Source organism: Roseiarcus sp., assembly GCF_049514155.1.
Lineage (GTDB): Bacteria > Pseudomonadota > Alphaproteobacteria > Rhizobiales > Beijerinckiaceae > Roseiarcus.
Genome location: NZ_JBEKVH010000081.1, coordinates 1 through 16,929, shown reverse-complemented (window position 1 = coordinate 16,929; position 16,929 = coordinate 1). Strand labels below are relative to the sequence as shown.

Here is a 16,929-nt window from a genome sequence, read left to right as displayed (position 1 = left end):
AAGGGCGAGCCGCAATGGCTGCTCGACTGGCGCCTCGACGCCTATCGGCGCTGGCTGACGATGATTCCGCCGCGCTGGGCGCGGGTCGAATTCCCCGAGATCGATTTTCAGGACCTTTACTATTACTCGGCGCCAAAGTCGTCTGCGGGGCCGAAGTCGCTCGACGAGGTCGATCCCGAGCTGCTGCGCACCTACGCCAAACTCGGCATTCCGTTGGTCGAACAGGAAATCCTCGCCGGCGTCGAGCGGACGCAGGTCGCCGTCGACGCGGTCTTCGACTCGGTCTCGGTCGCCACCACCTTCAAGGCCGAGCTCGCCAAGGCGGGGGTGATCTTCTGCTCGTTCTCCGAGGCGGTGCGCGAGCACGGCGAGCTGGTGCGCCAGTATCTCGGCTCGGTCGTGCCGTCGACCGACAATTTTTACGCGACGCTGAATTCGGCGGTGTTCTCCGACGGCTCGTTCGTCTACGTGCCGCCGGGCGTGCGCTGCCCGATGGAGCTGTCGACCTATTTCCGCATCAACGAGAAGAATACCGGCCAGTTCGAGCGCACGCTGATCATCGCCGACAAGGGCGCCTACGTCAGCTATCTCGAAGGCTGTACGGCGCCCAAGCGCGACGAGAACCAGCTTCACGCCGCGGTGGTCGAGCTCATCGCCCTCGACGATTCCGAGATCAAGTATTCGACGGTGCAGAACTGGTACCCCGGCGATTCCGAGGGCAAGGGCGGCATCTACAATTTCGTCACCAAGCGCGGCGACTGCCGTGGCCCGCGTTCGAAGATCTCGTGGACCCAGGTCGAGACCGGCTCGGCGATCACCTGGAAGTACCCGTCGTGCATCCTGCGCGGCGATTCTTCGCGCGGCGAGTTCTATTCGATCGCCATCTCCAACGGCCGCCAGCAGGTTGATAGCGGCACCAAGATGATCCACCTCGGCAAGAACACGACCAGCCGGATCATCTCCAAGGGCATCTCCGCTGGAAGGTCGCAGAACACTTATCGCGGCCAGGTCTCGGCGCATCGCCGCGCGACCGGCGCGCGCAATTTCACCAATTGCGACTCGCTGCTGATCGGAAACGCGTGCGGCGCCCATACCGTGCCCTACCTCGAAGCGAAGAATTCGTCGGCGGTGTTCGAGCACGAGGCGACGACTTCGAAGATTTCCGACGACCAGCTCTTCTATTGCCTGCAGCGCGGCCTGTCGGCCGAAGAGGCGACGGCGCTGATCGTCAACGGCTTCGTGCGCGACGTGCTGCAGCAATTGCCGATGGAGTTCGCGGTCGAGGCGCAGAAGCTGATCGCGATCTCGCTCGAAGGGAGCGTGGGGTGAAGCCGGTCATCAACACGGCCGACGCGCCTTTTCGCGAGACAGTGGGCGCGGAGGGCGCCTTCGCGGCGAAGTTCGCGCCGATCGGCCCGGCGATCGGGTCGGTCGGGCTGGGCTGCATGGTCATGGCCGTACAGCCGGGCAAGAAGGCGTTCCCGTTTCACGTCCACCACAACAGTCACGAACTGTTTATCATTCTCGAGGGTTCGGGCGTCTATCGCTTTGGCTTCGAGACCTATCCGATCAAGGCTGGCGACATTCTCGCCGCGCCGGCCGGCAAAGGCGTCGAGATGGCCCATCAGATCGTCAACACCGGGACAGTCGAGTTAAAGTACCTCGGCGTCTCCGACCGGCCGACGACCGACGTCATGGAATATCCGGATTCTGGCAAGTTTCAGGTCGTCTCGCGGTTCGATTGGGCCAATCCGGCCGCCGGCGGCGTCCGCTACGTCGGCCGGACGGAGAGTGCGGTCGACTATTTCGACGGCGAGAAGTGAGCAATCGACCTTATGTTGGAAATCAAGAACCTCAGCGCCTCGATCAAGGGCAAGTCGATCCTCGACGGCCTGAACCTCACGGTGAAAACCGGCGAGGTGGCGGCGATCATGGGGCCGAACGGCTCCGGCAAGTCGACGCTGTCCTACGTCATCGCCGGCAAGCCGGACTATGAGGTGACCTCGGGGGAAGTGCTGCTCAACGGCGAGAGCATCCTCGCTCTCGCGCCCGACGTGCGCGCCGCCAAGGGAATCTTCCTCGCCTTTCAGTATCCGATCGAAATCCCCGGCGTGGCGACGATGACCTTCCTCAAGGCGGCGCTCAACGCGCAGCGGCGCGCGCGCGGTCAGGCCGATCTGACGACGCCCGAATTCATGCGCGTGGTGCGCGGCGCGGCGCAAGGCTTGAAAGTCGATCCGGAAATGCTCAAGCGCCCGCTCAATGTCGGCTTCTCCGGCGGCGAGAAGAAGCGCATGGAAATTCTGCAGATGACGCTGCTCGCGCCGCGCCTCGGCGTGCTCGACGAGACCGATTCCGGCCTCGACATCGACGCGCTGCGCATCGTCGCCGACGGCGTCAACGCGCTGCGCGGCCCCGATCGGTCGTTCCTGGTCATCACCCACTATCAGCGCCTGCTCGAGCATATTACGCCCGACGTCGTCCACGTCATGGCGCGCGGCCGCATCGTCAAGAGCGGCGGCCCCGAGCTCGCGCTCGAGCTCGAACGCAACGGCTATCGCGACTACGCCACCGAGGCTGCGTGAACGAGCCCATGACCGCCGCGCCCGTCATCGCCCGCACCGCCGCCGAGCTCGGCCTCGCTGAGCAGTTCCGGGCCTCGCCCGGCGCGGCGGCTTCGCCGGCGCGCGCCGCGGCGTTCCGCCGCTTCGAGGCGGCGGGCCTGCCGACCCGGCGGGTCGAGTCCTGGCACTACACCGATCTGCGCGTCGCGCTGGCGAAAGCCGCGCCGCTCGCCGCGCCGCCCGACGAAGCGGCGATCGCCGCGGCGAAGGATCGGCTCGCCAAGCTGCCGCGCCTCGCCCCGGTGCGGCTCGTGCTCGTCAACGGCGTCTTCGTCGCCGCGCTTTCCGATCGGCCGCCGGTCGGCGTGGCGCTCGCGCAGCCGCCCGCTTCGCCGGCGATTTCCAGCGACGACCCGATGTTGGCGCTTGCGCTTGCGCTGGCGCCGGCCGGCGTCGCGGCGACCGTCGCGCCGGGCGCGAAGCCGCCGCCGATCGAGATCATCCATTGCTTCGTCGGCGAGGGCCCGCGCGCGGTCTATTCGCGCCTCGCCATCGAAATCGGCGCCGACGCGAGCGCCGCCTTCGTCGAACGCTTCGTCGGCGCTGGCGCCGAGTCGCAGCGGCACGCCTCGACGTCAATCGACGTCGCGGCCGGCGGCGCGCTCGCCCATGTCGCGGCGATCGAAGACGAGCCGGGCCTGCATGTCGAGAGCGAAGTCGTGCGGCTTGCCGAGCGCGCCGCGCTCGACGCGTTCGGTTTCGTCGGCGGCGGCGCGCTGGCGCGCCGGCAAATCTTCGCCCGACTCGTCGGCGAGGGGGCGCGCATCGGGCTGGCCGGCCTCGGCCTGCTCGACGGGCGCCGCCACGCCGACACGACGCTCGAGGTCGTCCACGCGGCGCCGCGCGGCGAGAGCCGCGAGTTCTACCGCCACATCGTCGCCGACGAGGCGACGGGCGTGTTCCAGGGCAAGGTGATCGTCCAGCCGGGGGCGCAGAAGACCGACGGGGCGATGAAGTCGCAGGCGATCCTGCTGTCGCCCGATGCGACCATGAACGCCAAGCCCGAACTCGAGATCTTCGCCGACGACGTCGTTTGCGGCCACGGCGCGACGATCGGCGCGCTCGATCCCGAGCAGCTGTTCTATCTGCAGGCGCGCGGCCTGCCGCCGGCGGAAGCCGAGGCGATGCTGCTCGAGGCGTTCGGCGCCGAAGCGATCAGCCGCGTCGCCGACGCCGAGCTCGCCGAGGCGCTGCTGACGCTGATGCGCGATTGGCTCGCCCGACGCGGGCGAGGGAGGCGGTCATGACGATTCACACGCCGCCCGCGGCGCCCTACGACGTGGAGGCGATCCGCGCCGATTTTCCGATCCTGTCGGAGCGGCCTTACGGCAAGGCGCTCGTCTATCTCGACAATGCAGCCTCGGCGCAGAAGCCGCGCGCGGTGATCGAGCGAATGGTTCATGCCTACGAGCACGAATACGCCAACGTCCATCGCGGCCTGCACTATCTCGCCAACGCCGCCACCGAGGCCTACGAAGCGGCGCGCGAGCGCGTGCGGCGCTTCCTCAACGCCGAGTCGGCTGAGGAGATCGTCTTCACCCGCTCGGCGACGGAAGCGATCAATCTCGTCGCCGCGAGCTTCGGGCTCCAGCGCATCGGCGCCGGCGACGAGATCGTGCTCACCGTGATGGAGCACCATTCCAACATCGTGCCGTGGCATTTCCATCGCGAGCGCAAGGGCGCGGTCCTCGAGTGGGTCGACGTCGACGACGAAGGCGCGTTCTCGCTCGAGGCCTTCGAGCGCGCGCTCACGCCTCGCACCAAGATTGTCGCCGTCACCCAGATGTCGAACGTGCTCGGCACCGCGCCGCCGATCAAAGAGATCGTCCGCATCGCGCACGCGCGCGGCGTGCCGGTGTTGGTCGACGGCTCGCAGGGCGCGGTCCATCTCGACGTCGACGTGCGCGATCTCGACATCGACTTCTACGCCTTCACCGGACACAAGGTCTACGGCCCGACCGGGATCGGCGTGCTCTACGGCAAGCGGGCGCTGCTCGAATCGCTGCCGCCGTTCAACGGCGGCGGCGAGATGATCGACACGGTGACGCGCGACGCCGTCACCTACAATCCCCCGCCGCACCGCTTCGAGGCCGGCACGCCGCCGATCGTCCAGGCGATTGGACTCGGCGCCGCGCTCGACTATGTCGAGGGGATCGGCCGCGCGCGGATTCGCGCCCACGAGGAAGACTTACGCGCCTACGCCCACGAGCGGCTCGGCGCGATCAATTCGCTGCGCATCTTCGGCGCCGCGCCGGGCAAGGGGCCGATCGTCTCCTTCACCATGGACAACGCCCACGCCCACGACGTCGCGACGGTGATCGATCGCGCCGGCGTCGCGGTGCGCGCCGGCACCCACTGTGCGATGCCGCTGCTGCAGCGTTTCGGCGTGACGTCGACCTGCCGCGCGTCGTTCGCGCTCTACAACACGCGCGCCGAAGTCGACGCGCTCGCCGACGCGCTGACGCGCGCGCACAAACTCTTCGGTTGAGGAGACGAGACAATGTCCGACGTCCGGACCGACGCGACGCCCGAGCCTCGCGGTCTGTTGCAGACCAAGCCGCCTTCGACCATGTCGCAGGACGAACTCGACGCCCTGACCGGGCAGATCGTGCAGGCGCTGAAGAGCGTCTACGATCCGGAGATCCCGGCCGACATCTACGAGCTCGGGCTGATCTACAACGTCGACATCGACGACGCGCGCATGGTGACGATCGAGATGACGCTGACCGCGCCGGCCTGTCCGGTCGCCGGCGAAATGCCGACCTGGGTCGAGAACGCGATCGGCGCGGTGCCGGGCGTCTCCGGCGTCAAGGTCAACATGGTGTTCGAGCCGCCATGGGATCAGAGCCGCATGTCCGACGAAGCGCGCGTCGCGCTCGACATGTGGTGAACGACGCGGCGCCGCGCACAGAATTTCCGCGCCGCCGCGCTCATTAATTCGTCAGTCGTCACCACACCTTCGCCAAGGTCGCACTTTAGCCTTGAGCACAGCCAGGGCTTCGGCGCGACGCAAATCTCCGCCCCGGCTTCGCGCGGGCGACCGAATGGCCGCGGCGCGCAAGCCGCCGACGGCGTTTTTCGGCGCAATCGGGAACTTGGCGGCGGACCGACCCTCGGCCGTCCGGCTTCGCTCGGCCAGCCGAAGGCGCTCCGGACCTCACGCTGCGAAGGAGACGGGACCATGTGTGACTACAGCTTGCAGCATGTCGCTTCTGCGCCCGCCAAAGTCGGCGACCGACTGGTGACGACCGAATTCCGCCATTCCGGGACTCGCGGCTTCACCGAGATCGGCGCTCCCGATGTCGCCATCTGCCTGCGGCCAGGCTCGGAACTGGCGTTCGACGGCGAGGTGGTGTTCGCCGATCCTTACGGCATTTTGCCGCGGCGGGTGAGAATCGCCGCGGGCGTCGCACGATTCCGCCAGGTCAATCTCGAACAGCCCTACGCCCACCACGACGCGCTCGAATTCCCCGACGGGCGGCTGGTCATGCTGACCGACCTCACACCCGGACAGACGGCGACGGTGCTGCAATTGCCGGCTTCCTCGCAGCCCGCGGAGAAGCGCGCCGCCGCCGAAGCGCCGCGCGAAGCTGTGGAACCCCTACGCGAGACGGCGCCCGCGTTGGCGATCTGAACCCGCGTCTTCGCGTTCAGCCGCGCGCGCGCGGCTGAGCCGTCGACCGCCTCGGCGGCTCGGGCGCGACCCGCAAGGCGCCGCGCGCCAGTCGCACGCGAGCGCCAGCGACGTTGGCGCTGAACGGCGCGCCGGCGGCATAGGCGCGCGCGAGTTGCTGCGTCAGCGCCTCGACCTTGCCGAGGCCGACGCGGCTTGGCGCGCGTCCGCCGATGTCGGCGATCGCCGCGGCGAGCAGCCGCTGGACGATCTCGGTCGGCTCCGCAAGCAGCGCGCCGGCGTCGCAGCTTGAGCCGGCGCCGAGCCCGAGGCGCAGGGCGGCGGCGTGCGTCTGGCGCGCGAGCGCGTCCTCGATCTGGCCGGCGCGGCGCGCCAGCCGCGCCAGAGCCGCCGCGTCGAGCCCTTCCGCCGCGAGGCCTTCGGCGAGCTTGCGCATGCGCGTTCGCGCGTAGCGCGGATCTTCGTTGGCGGGATCGCGGACGTAGGCGAGCGCGTGGGCGTCGCAATAGGCGACGAGCTCGCGCTTGGCGACGCCGAGCAGGGGACGCAACAGCGCGACGCCGTCGCGGTCGGCGCTCGCCGCCATCGCCCGCAACCCGCCGACGCCGGAGCCGCGCAGCAGGCGAAACAGCGCGGTCTCCGCCTGATCGTCGAGATGATGGGCGGTGACGATCGCTTTTGCGCCGATCTCGCTCGCGTGCGCCCCGAGCAGGGCGTAGCGCGCCGCGCGGGCGCGTTCTTGAATGCGGGTCTTCGGCTTGTCGCCGCTCCAGACGAGAACGCGATGAGGGACGCCGAGGCGCGCGCACAGCGCGCCGACGGCGGCCGCTTCGTCGGCGCTCTCGTTGCGCAGGCCGTGATCGACCGTCGCCGCCGCGAGCCGCGGCGCTTTGGCGGCGCGGCGCGCCCACTCGACCGCCATGGCGAGCAGCGCGGTCGAGTCCGGGCCGCCCGAAACGGCGAGCAGCGCCACGTCGAACTCACAGAGCGGCGCGAGCAGCGCGTCGATCGTCGGCGCGGCGAGCCCAGGCTCGCGGTTCAACAATGATCCTTCTGCATTTCGCGTTCAGCCGATTTTTTGATCGGCGGCGCGGCGGTCGGATAGCGCTTGCCGACTTCGGCGAACGTCGCGCACGCTTGGTCATTGCTGCCGAGCATGGCGAGCGACTGACCGAGTCGCAGCATGCCCTCGGGCGCGCGCGACGACTTGCCGTAGTCGGTGGAGAGCTTGAGATATTGCTCCGCCGCCTCGCGCGGCCGCGAACGCTGGAAGTAGGTCTCGCCGAGATAGAAGATCGCGTCGGGCGCCAGGCGGTGCGTGGCGTTGGCGGCGAGGAAGGCTTTGAACTGCTCCTCCGCCTGGGCGTATTGGCCGGCGCGATAGGCGTCGACCGCGGCGTTGAACTGCTGCTTCGGCGCGTCGGCGAAATCGATTCCGGCGCCGGTGACGGTCGGCGCGCCGGGAACGTTGGCTGGCGCGATGTCGGCGACGATCGGCCCGGACGGCGGCGCGAGCGGTCCGGCGGGCGTCGCCGCGGCGGGCCTGCCGCCGATGTCGAGCGGTGCGCCGGCGGTCAAAGGCGCGCTTGGCGGCGTCGAGCCGAGCGGGCGCGGCGCGCCGGGGGCGTTGGGGTCGGCGTTGGGGTCGAAGGCGTCGCCGCGGCGCGGCTTCGCGCCGGGGGCGAGTTCGGTCGCCGGAGCGGCGGCGACAACCGGCGGCGCTGAGCCAAGCGGCGGGGTGGAAGCGACGGGCGCTGCGCCGGAGGGGGGCGGGGCCGCGCCGCCAAGGCGGTATTCGACGTCCTGCTGGAAGCGCCTGAGCTGGTCCTGCAGCAGGCGCTGCTGGTTCTCCAGCTCTTCGATGCGGCCGTTGGCCTGCCTGAGCTCGTTTTCGAGCCGGCTGAGCCGCACCACCATTTCGGCGGGATCGTTGGGATCGCCGGCGTCGGGACCGACGCCGGGGATCACCGCCGGCGGCGCCGTCTGCGCCGGCTGGGCGGGCGAAGCGAGGTGGAACGGATTGAGGTCGAAGGCCCAAGCGCCGCTCGCGCCGGCGACGCCGACGGTGAAGACAACCACGCTGGCGCAGCTAAGGCGGGAAAGGGGCGTCACGACGTCAAACCTCTATCGGGGCCTACCGGCAGCCGCCGGAAGCGCGCCGGACCTGCGATAGCATAGGGAGCGGACGGCCAAAAGTGAGGCGAAGATTTGGCCGTCCCGCGGCGTGTTTTGCTTTTTTCAGCTCCCGGCGGCGCCGGCGAGAACGGTGACGGCGCGGCGGTTCTGCGACCAGCAGGAGATGTCGTTGCACACCGCCACCGGGCGCTCCTTGCCATAGCTGATGGTCTTCATGCGCGACGCGGCGACGCCCTTGGCGATCAGATAGTCCTTGACCGCTTCGGCGCGGCGGGAGCCGAGGGCGAAATTGTATTCGCGCGTGCCGCGCTCGTCGGCGTGGCCTTCGATGGTGAAGGCGTAGCGGCTGTATTGGTTGAGCCACGCCGCCTGCTTGTCGAGGGTCGCCTGGTCGGCGGCGTTGAGATCGGTCACGTCGGTGTCGAAGAATACGCGGTCGCCGACGCTGGCGGTGAACTCCTGGACGCTGCCGGGGCCGCTTGCCGGGCCATAGGCGCCGCTCAAGCTGGCGTCGTCTGCCGTATTGCGGGCGCAGGCGCTCAGCGCCAAGCCAAGGGCCAGGGCGACCGCCACAGAGACGCGCGATAGGGACGCAACAGACATCGGGGACTCCAATTTTTGTTGAGCGGTCGGGGGCCGCCTTGGCCGACCCTTAGGGTTAAGCCTATTAAGGGAAGGTTGAATCAACCTTACCCGACTCTTGCTAAACGCCGCAGGCGACCGGAAACGCTGCCGAGGGTTAATCAATCCTTAGTGGCGGGAATGCGGCGGCAAAAGGTCGCGGCCTCGCGCCGGAACCGCGACGAAGACGCAATTTGTCAGTCGCGACAGCCTGTTGCGGTTTCCACAGGGGATTTGCAGGCTTCCCGGCGGCGGATCGCCGCGGCAGGACGCATGCGATCGTTCGATCAGGCCCTTCGCTTTCGACGCGCGGCTTTGGCCTTCCTTTTGACCGGCGCGGCGGGCGGTCTCGCTTCGCGCAGGAAGATGGGCGTCGCCACGCGCACGCTGGCGGCGAAGCGCGCGAGCGCCGCGCGCCGCGTCGAATCGCGACGGAACGCAAGCGTCACACTGCGCTTCATCGCCCGGTCGACGAACGGACGCGCCACGAGGCCGGCGATGGCGCCGCCGCCGCGGCTCTCGATCGCCAGCTGTGGCGCGAGCGTCACGCCATAGCCGGCCGCGGCGAGCTGGAACAGCGTCTCGAGGCTGGTCGCGCTGATGTCGGAGCCGGCGGCGCGTCCGCCGGCGGCGCCGCGCCCGCACAAAGCGATCGCCTGATCGCGCAGGCAATGGCCGTCGGCGAGCAGCAGCAGCGCTTCGGGATCGACATCGTCGGGCGCGATCATGGCGCGCGCCGCGAGCGGATGGTCTGGCGCGGCGACGAGCAGGAACGGTTCCTCGTAGAGCGGCATGACCTCGAGCTTGCGGTCGCCGGGGTCGGTGGCGATCACCGCCGCATCGATCTTGCGCTCGATGACTAGCGACAACAGGCGTGCGGTCAAGTCCTCGACGATCGCGATCGGCGCCTGCGGCAGGTCGCGGATCAACGCCGGCAGCGCGTGCGGCAGCAGATAGGGGCCGACGGTCGGAATGACGCCGATCCTCAGCGGTCCCGCGAGCGGGTCGCGCGCGCCGCGCGCCGCCGCGGCGACTTCAGCGACCGCCGCCAGCGCCCGCCGGGCGTGCTCGACGATCGGTTCGGCGCGCGCCGCGACGGCGACCATGCGGCCCTCGCGCTCGAAGATGCGCACGCCGAGTTCCGCCTCCAGCTTGAGGATCTGGCCGCTCAGCGTCGGTTGGCTGACGTTGCAGGCCGCAGCGGCCCGGCCGAAATGACCGTGGTCGGCGACGGCGACGACATATTGAAGATCGCGCAGGTTCACGGCGCCAGCTTACAATTGGCTGGGCCGATTACAAATCGACCAACAATCGATTGGACCAATTGCGCCGGCGGTCGTATCGGTGTCGCCAGAGGCTGCCACAGCCCGAAGAAGCAAAAGACGATCGGAGAGAACATGACCAGCGAGAGCAAATGCCCATTCCCTCATGGGAGCCGCGGCCCGACGAACCGTGACTGGTGGCCCAACCAGCTGGACCTCAAGGTCCTGCACCAGCACTCCGCGTTGTCCAATCCGATGGGCGAGGCGTTCGACTACGCCAAGGAGTTCAAGAGCCTCGACCTGAACGCGGTGATCAAGGACTTGCACGCCTTGATGACGGACTCGCAGGACTGGTGGCCCGCCGACTTTGGCCACTACGGCGGGCTGTTCGTGCGCATGGCGTGGCACAGCGCCGGCACGTACCGCATCGCCGACGGCCGCGGCGGCGGCGGCGCCGGCCAGCAGCGCTTCGCCCCGCTCAACAGCTGGCCGGACAACGTCAACCTCGACAAGGCGCGCCGGCTGCTGTGGCCGATCAAGCAGAAATACGGCCGCAAGATTTCCTGGGCCGACCTGATGATTCTCGCCGGCAACGTCGCCCTCGAATCGATGGGCTTCAAGACCTTCGGCTTCGGCGGCGGGCGCGTCGACACCTGGGAATCCGAGATGGACATCTACTGGGGGTCCGAAGGCAAATGGCTGGCGGACGAGCGCTACAGCGGCGACCGCGATCTCGAGAATCCGCTCGGCGCCGTGCAGATGGGTCTCATCTACGTCAATCCGGAAGGGCCGAACGGCAACCCGGACCCGGTCGCCGCGGCGCGCGATATCCGCGAGACGTTTGCGCGCATGGCGATGAACGACGAGGAGACCGTCGCGCTGATCGCCGGCGGCCACTCCTTCGGCAAGACCCACGGCGCCGCCGATCCCAGCAAATATGTCGGCCCCGAGCCCGAGGCCGCCCCGATCGAAGAGCAAGGGTTGGGCTGGAAGAACAGCTTCGGCGGCGGCAACGCGGGAGACACGATCGGCAGCGGACTGGAGGTCACCTGGACTACGACGCCGACAAAGTGGGGCAATAATTTCTTCGAGAACCTGTTCGGCTATGAGTGGGAGCTGACCAAGAGCCCCGCCGGCGCGCACCAGTGGAAGCCCAAGGGGGGCGCCGGAGCAGGCGCCATCCCAGATGCGGCCGACCCGTCCAAGCGACACGCTCCGACGATGCTGACCACCGACCTCTCGTTGCGCTTCGATCCGGCCTACGAAAAGATCTCGCGGGACTTCTACGAACATCCCGATCAGTTCGCCGACGCGTTCGCCCGCGCCTGGTTCAAGCTGACCCACCGCGACATGGGCCCGATCGCCCGCTACCTCGGCCCGCTCGTGCCGAAGGAGGCGCTGATCTGGCAGGACCCGGTCCCCGCCGTCGATCATCCGCTGATCGGGGAAGCGGACGTCGCGGCGCTGAAGGCGAAGATCCTCGCCTCCGGCCTCACGGTGTCGCAACTGGTCTCGACCGCCTGGGCGTCGGCCTCGACCTTCCGCGGCTCCGACAAGCGCGGCGGGGCGAACGGCGCGCGCATTCGCCTTGCGCCGCAGAAGGATTGGGAGGTCAATCAGCCGGCCGAGCTGGCGAAGGTGCTGGCGAAGCTCGAAGCGATCCAGAAGGAATTCAACGCCTCGGCGTCCGGCGGCAAGAAGGTTTCGCTCGCCGATCTGATCGTTCTCGCCGGCGGGACGGCGATCGAGAAGGCGGCGAAGGCCGGCGGACTCGAGGTGAAAGTCCCGTTCACGCCGGGGCGCATGGACGCGTCGCAGGCGCAGACCGACGCCCATTCCTTCGCGCCGCTCGAGCCGACCGCCGACGGGTTCCGCAATTATCTCCGGGGCAAGCAGCGGCTGTCGGCTGAGGAGCTGTTGGCGGATCGGGCGCAATTGCTGACGCTGACGGCGCCGGAGATGACGGTCCTCGTCGGCGGCCTGCGCGTGCTCGGCGCAAACGTCGGCAAGTCTGCCCACGGCGTCTTCACCAAGCGGCCGGAGACGCTGACGAACGACTTCTTCGTCAACCTGCTCGACATGAGCACGCAGTGGAAGCCGACCGGCGGCGACGGCGTGTACGAAGGGCGCGAGGCGAAGACACACGCCGTCAAGTGGACCGCGACCCGCGTCGACCTGATCTTCGGCTCGAACTCCCAGTTGCGGGCGCTGGCCGAAGTCTACGCCAGCGCCGACGCGAAAGAGAAGTTCGTCAAGGACTTCGCGGCGGCGTGGGCCAAGGTGATGAACGCCGGTCGCTTCGACCTCGCCTGATCTTCGGCGCCAAGGGCTTCGCGGGTCGCAAACCCCGGGAAGCCTGGAAGGACCCTCGGACGCGGGGCGGCGTTTCAACAGACTTGAGACGCCGCCCGGCCTCCAGATTCGCATCTGTCTCTCGCCCGGCTCAGGTTCAGCCCGCCTGTCCGCCTTTGGGGGACGGGCGAGCGTCCGCCCGCGGACGCATTGTGACAATTTATCAATGGGCGCGCGCGATCGCCGGGCTTGATGTCGCCGCAAATCCCGGTCAAGTTCACGGCGTCGTGAATTCGCGGGGCGGTTGCGTGGATCGTCGAGGAAATCTGCAGCAGGCGCTTCTGCTCTTGCTCGCGCTGGCGTTTCTGTTCGAGACCTGGATCTGGGATCGGGTGGCGGCGGCGGCGCAGCGCCTTGCCGCGCTGGTGCGCTGGGCGGAGATCAGGGCGGCGCTGATGCGCGTCGTCGACCGGCTGCCGGCGTGGGCCGCATTGCTGCTGTTCGGGGTTCCGTTCATCGTCGCCGAGGGCGGCAGCTTCGTTTGCGTCGTCCTGACCGCGATGGGGCACGTCGTCGCCGGCGTCGTCGGCTACGCCCTGATCAAGCTCCTCGGCTTCGGCCTCTTGGCGGCGATCTTCGACCTGACCCGGGCGAAGCTGATGACCCTGCCGTGGTTCGTCATCGTTTACGACAAGGCGCTGATCTTCCACCATTTCGCCCTCACGCTGATCGCGCCCTACCGCGCCGCCGCGAAGAAGCTGGCCGGCGAGCTCTTCGCCCGCGCCCGTGCGCTGTGGACGCGCCGGACAGCGGGGGCGAACGAGGAGGCGCGCTGACGGGCGCGCGTGGCGCCGCCGCTGGTTCTGCCCTATAGGGTTCGGCCGAGCGACGATCGAGCGCGCCCGCGTTTGATCGCGCCGCCGCTTCGCAACCCGGGCTTCGACTTGACGCTCCACCTGCCGCACGGCCAGTCGTTGACCCTCGGCGGGCCCACGTTGGTGATGGGCATCGTCAACGTGACGCCGGATTCGTTCTCCGACGGCGGCCGCTTCGTCGACGTCGAAACCGCGGTCTTCCATGGCGTGCGTCTCGTCGACGAGGGCGCGGCGATCCTCGACGTCGGCGGCGAGTCGACGCGGCCGACCGCCGAACCGGTTACAGCCGAGTTGGAGCAGGCGCGCGTCCTGCCGGTCGTCGCCGCGCTCGCAGCCGGCGTCGCGACGCCGATCTCGATCGACACCTACAAGGCGAGCGTCGCCGCGGCGGCGATCGAATCCGGCGCGTCGATCGTCAACGACGTGTGGGGGTTCCAGCGCGATCCCGACATGGCGCGGGTGGTCGCGGCGACCGGCGCGGCGGCGGTGCTGATGCACAATCGCGCCAAGGTCGATCCCGCAGTCGACATCATCGCCGATATGCTCGCGTTCCTGTCGCGCTCGATCGACATCGCGCTCGCCGCCGGCGTCGCCGAGGACAAATTGTGGGTCGATCCCGGCTTCGGCTTCGGCAAGACGCCGGAGCAGAATCTCGTTGCGGTGCGCCGGCTCGGCGCGCTGAAGGCGCTCGGCCGCCCGGTTCTGCTCGGCGTCTCGCGCAAGTCGACGATCGGCCGCGTGACCGGCCAGACCGTCGCCGCCGACCGCCTCTCCGGTTCGATCGCGGCGGGACTGGCCGGCGTCGCCGCCGGCGCAGACGCGCTGCGGGTGCACGACGTCGCGCCGCACATCCAGGCGCTGAAAATGTGGCGCGCGATCAAGGAAGGCCGGCCATGAGCGGAGCGAACGCGGGCGCGATCCAGCGCGGCAGAATCTTCGTCGATCGCTTGAGGCTGCACGCGTTCCATGGCCATTTCGCTCACGAGCGCAAGTACGGGCAGATGTTCGAAATCGATCTCGCGCTCGTCGTCGACCTCGCCGAGGCGGCCGCGGGCGACGACCTCAAGGCGACGGTCGACTACGGCAAGGTGACGGCGATCACGCGGCAGGCGTTCTGCGGCGCGCCGCGCACGCTGGTCGAGGCGGCGGCGCTCGACGTCGCCCAAGCGCTGCTCAAGGCGTTTGCGCGCATCGAGTCGGTCAAGGTGCGGGTCGCCAAGGTCGCGCCGCCGATCGCCGAGCAGCTCAAGGCGGTCGGGGTCGAAATCGAGGTCGCGCGTGAGCGCTGAGGCGGGCGTCGTCGCCGCGCTGGGCCTGGGCGGCAATGTCGGCGACGTCGGGAGCGCCTTCGTCGAAGCGATCGCGCTTCTCGGCTCGGCGTCGGGCGTGGGCCTCGCCGCGCTTTCCTCGGTCTATCGGACGCCGCCGTGGGGCAAGCTCGACCAGCCGGATTTCCTCAATCTGGCGACGCTGGTCGAGACGACGCTACCGGCGCGCGCGTTGCTCACGCTCTGCCTCGACGTCGAGCGCGGCCTCGGCCGCGAGCGCCGCGAGCGCTGGGGGCCGCGCCTGATCGACATCGACATCCTCACTTACGGCGAAGCGACGATCGACGAGCCGGACCTCAAGGCGCCGCATCCGCGACTGATCGAGCGCGCCTTCGCGCTCGCGCCGCTGGCCGAGATCGCGCCGCGCCTGAAGGTCGGCGGCCGGACGGTCGCGGACTGGCTGACGCGGGTCGAGCGCGCCGGCGTCGAGATCGACGCTCAGGCGAGCGCGAGCCTCGCCGCCGGACTCGCCGCCCGCGGCGTCGCGGCGCGTTGGCGCGTTTCGCTGCAACCGCCGCCGACGCCTGCGAACGGAGCGCCTTGACCGCAAGCGCGAGGCGATGATTGGATGATCGCGCCCGCGGCGGCGCCCACACGCTGTCCGCGAGGCGAAGAGGGGGGACGACATGAGAGCGATTTCGGCCGTTGTTCTGTGCGCCGCTTTGGTTGTTCCGGGGGCGGCCTATGCCGGTTGGGGCGCGATCGCCTACAACCCGGCCACCGGCGCCTCCACCGAGGTCCACGGTCAGGCGAAACTCTCGACGGCGCTGAACGGCGCGCTCAACGCTTGCGGCAACGGCTGCCTGCTGGTGACTTGGGAGCACAACACCTGCATCGCCTTCGCCAGCGACGGGCGCGGCGGGTGGGGCGACGCGTTCAACTACCCGACCTACCAACAGGCCACCGCCTCCGCCGTCTCGACCTGCGGCGCAGGCTGCGCTTGGCGGGTTTGGGCCTGCAACTGAAGGGCATAGCGCCCTTTCGCGGCGGCGCCGGCGAGGCGCCGCCGCGGCCGTCAAGGCCTCCCTAGCTCTGCGGATCGACGCGATCCGCGGGCCGGTTGACCGCGCCCATTGACACGCGCCTCCCTTCGTCCGAGATTCCTCCGTCAACTCGAGGGGCGCCCCTAGCGGGCTGAGACGGCTTCGAACGCCGAACCCTTTGAACCTGATCCGGGTCATGCCGGCGAAGGGACGAGGCACGCCGAACCTCCTGGCCGCCCCGCCTCTCGCCGCCTATCCGGGGCGAAATGCGGAGGCAAGGCCATGAACGAACGCGCCAAGATCAAAGCGCCGGCGGCGCCCGAAAGCGTCACCACCGGTCCGATCATCGGCTCGCACAAGGTCTACGCGTCGCCCAAGGGCCACGCTGACATCCGCGCGCCGTTCCGCGAAATCGCGCTCTCCGACCCGAACGAGCCGCCGGTGCGCGTCTACGACGCGTCCGGCCCCTATACCGAGGCCGAGGCGCGTGTCGATCTTGCCGCGGGTCTCAAGCCGGTGCGCGAAGCCTGGGTCAGCGCGCGCGGTTACGCTTCGATCGCCGGCCGCGCGATCAAGCCGGAGGACAACGGCTCGGTCTCGACCGAGCGGCTCGCGCCCCATTGCCCGGCCCAGCGAACCTTGCGCGCCGGCGCGCCCGGCCAGCTCGTCACCCAGTACGAATTCGCCCGCGCCGGGATCGTCACCGAAGAAATGATCTATGTCGCCCATCGCGAGAACCTCGCCCGCGAGGCGGCGGTCGCTGACGCGAAGGAGCGGCTCACCGACGGCGAAAGCTTCGGCGCTTCGATCCCCGAATTCGTCACGCCCGAATTCGTGCGCGCGGAAGTGGCGCGCGGCCGCGCGATCATCCCCGCCAACATCAACCACGTCGAACTCGAGCCGATGGCGATCGGCCGCAACTTCCTGGTCAAGGTCAACGCCAACATCGGCAACAGCGCGGTCAGCTCCGGCGTCGCCGAGGAAGTCGAGAAGATGGTGTGGGCGATCCGCTGGGGCGCCGACACGGTGATGGACCTCTCGACCGGCAGGAACATCCACAACATCCGCTCCTGGATCGTGCGCAACGCCCCGGTTCCGATCGGCACCGTGCCGATCTACCAGGCGCTGGAGAAGGTCGACGGCGATCCGCTCAAGCTCGATTGGGAAGTGTTCA

At 69.0% G+C, this 16,929-nt stretch carries 18 protein-coding genes and 1 riboswitch; of the genes, 14 read left to right on the top strand and 4 right to left on the bottom strand.

What is annotated here, in order from left to right; translation table 11 throughout:
* The 7 genes from sufB to ABSF49_RS12835 all read left to right on the top strand — a co-directional run.
* The coding region (gene sufB, locus ABSF49_RS12865; protein ID WP_424113047.1) for a Fe-S cluster assembly protein SufB at positions 1 to 1,329 on the top strand (1,329 nt) is incomplete at its 5' end.
* Entirely contained in the window at positions 1,326 to 1,823 is a 498-nt protein-coding gene (locus tag ABSF49_RS12860; RefSeq protein ID WP_424113046.1) for a cupin domain-containing protein, read from the top strand. The genes sufB and ABSF49_RS12860, both read left to right, overlap by 4 nt.
* A gap of 12 nt (positions 1,824 to 1,835) precedes the next feature.
* Entirely contained in the window at positions 1,836 to 2,585 is a 750-nt protein-coding gene (sufC, locus tag ABSF49_RS12855) for a Fe-S cluster assembly ATPase SufC (RefSeq protein WP_424113045.1), read from the top strand.
* An 8-nt stretch (positions 2,586 to 2,593) separates the two neighbouring features.
* The gene (locus ABSF49_RS12850) at positions 2,594 to 3,871 is read left to right on the top strand and encodes a SufB/SufD family protein (RefSeq protein ID WP_424113044.1); all 1,278 of its coding nucleotides are present in this window, start codon (positions 2,594 to 2,596) and stop codon (positions 3,869 to 3,871) included.
* A complete protein-coding gene (locus tag ABSF49_RS12845) occupies positions 3,868 to 5,112 on the top strand; it encodes a cysteine desulfurase (RefSeq protein ID WP_424113043.1) in 1,245 nt (414 codons plus the stop codon). Before ABSF49_RS12850 ends, ABSF49_RS12845 begins: the two co-directional genes overlap by 4 nt.
* Before the next feature lie 81 nt (positions 5,113 to 5,193).
* On the top strand, positions 5,194 to 5,514 hold the full coding sequence (locus tag ABSF49_RS12840; protein WP_424113049.1) for an SUF system Fe-S cluster assembly protein: 321 nt from the start codon (positions 5,194 to 5,196) through the stop codon (positions 5,512 to 5,514).
* Positions 5,515 to 5,805: 291 nt separating this feature from the next.
* Positions 5,806 to 6,258 carry a hypothetical protein gene (locus ABSF49_RS12835; protein WP_424113042.1) on the top strand — a complete coding sequence of 151 codons (453 nt, stop codon included), beginning with the start codon at positions 5,806 to 5,808 and terminating at the stop codon, positions 6,256 to 6,258.
* A gap of 16 nt (positions 6,259 to 6,274) precedes the next feature.
* Here the strand turns inward: ABSF49_RS12835 and tilS are convergent, their stop codons facing one another.
* The 4 genes from tilS to ABSF49_RS12815 all read right to left on the bottom strand — a co-directional run bounded on the left by tilS (position 6,275) and on the right by ABSF49_RS12815 (position 10,280).
* Positions 6,275 to 7,300 (bottom strand): tRNA lysidine(34) synthetase TilS, encoded by a 1,026-nt coding sequence (gene tilS / locus ABSF49_RS12830; RefSeq protein WP_424113041.1) that lies wholly within the window; start codon positions 7,298 to 7,300, stop codon positions 6,275 to 6,277.
* Positions 7,297 to 8,370, bottom strand: coding sequence for a tol-pal system protein YbgF (ybgF, locus tag ABSF49_RS12825; protein ID WP_424113040.1), 1,074 nt, complete (start codon positions 8,368 to 8,370; stop codon positions 7,297 to 7,299). Before ybgF ends, tilS begins: the two co-directional genes overlap by 4 nt.
* Positions 8,371 to 8,496: 126 nt before the next feature.
* Positions 8,497 to 8,997, bottom strand: a complete 501-nt coding sequence (pal, locus tag ABSF49_RS12820; protein ID WP_424113039.1) for a peptidoglycan-associated lipoprotein Pal — start codon at positions 8,995 to 8,997, stop codon at positions 8,497 to 8,499.
* Positions 8,998 to 9,302: 305 nt separating this feature from the next.
* The gene (locus tag ABSF49_RS12815) at positions 9,303 to 10,280 is read right to left on the bottom strand and encodes a LysR substrate-binding domain-containing protein (protein WP_424113038.1); all 978 of its coding nucleotides are present in this window, start codon (positions 10,278 to 10,280) and stop codon (positions 9,303 to 9,305) included.
* Between the two features lie 132 nt (positions 10,281 to 10,412).
* Between ABSF49_RS12815 and katG the strand changes: the two genes are divergently transcribed.
* From katG to ABSF49_RS12780, 7 genes are all read left to right on the top strand, one after another.
* Complete coding sequence (katG, locus tag ABSF49_RS12810; protein ID WP_424113037.1) at positions 10,413 to 12,590, top strand: catalase/peroxidase HPI; 2,178 nt, start codon at positions 10,413 to 10,415, stop codon at positions 12,588 to 12,590.
* A 287-nt stretch (positions 12,591 to 12,877) separates the two neighbouring features.
* Positions 12,878 to 13,405: a hypothetical protein gene (locus tag ABSF49_RS12805; protein WP_424113036.1), complete on the top strand. Its 528-nt coding sequence runs from the start codon at positions 12,878 to 12,880 to the stop codon at positions 13,403 to 13,405.
* A 165-nt stretch (positions 13,406 to 13,570) separates the two neighbouring features.
* Complete coding sequence (folP, locus tag ABSF49_RS12800; RefSeq protein WP_424113048.1) at positions 13,571 to 14,341, top strand: dihydropteroate synthase; 771 nt, start codon at positions 13,571 to 13,573, stop codon at positions 14,339 to 14,341.
* Positions 14,338 to 14,733: a dihydroneopterin aldolase gene (gene folB, locus ABSF49_RS12795; protein WP_424113035.1), complete on the top strand. Its 396-nt coding sequence runs from the start codon at positions 14,338 to 14,340 to the stop codon at positions 14,731 to 14,733. Before folP ends, folB begins: the two co-directional genes overlap by 4 nt.
* Complete coding sequence (gene folK, locus ABSF49_RS12790) at positions 14,723 to 15,316, top strand: 2-amino-4-hydroxy-6-hydroxymethyldihydropteridine diphosphokinase (protein ID WP_424113034.1); 594 nt, start codon at positions 14,723 to 14,725, stop codon at positions 15,314 to 15,316. Before folB ends, folK begins: the two co-directional genes overlap by 11 nt.
* Before the next feature lie 82 nt (positions 15,317 to 15,398).
* Complete coding sequence (locus ABSF49_RS12785; RefSeq protein WP_424113033.1) at positions 15,399 to 15,737, top strand: DUF4189 domain-containing protein; 339 nt, start codon at positions 15,399 to 15,401, stop codon at positions 15,735 to 15,737.
* A 141-nt stretch (positions 15,738 to 15,878) separates the two neighbouring features.
* Positions 15,879 to 15,983: riboswitch (TPP riboswitch) on the top strand.
* Positions 15,984 to 16,037: 54 nt separating this feature from the next.
* The coding region (locus ABSF49_RS12780) for a phosphomethylpyrimidine synthase ThiC (protein ID WP_424113032.1) at positions 16,038 to 16,929 on the top strand (892 nt) is incomplete at its 3' end.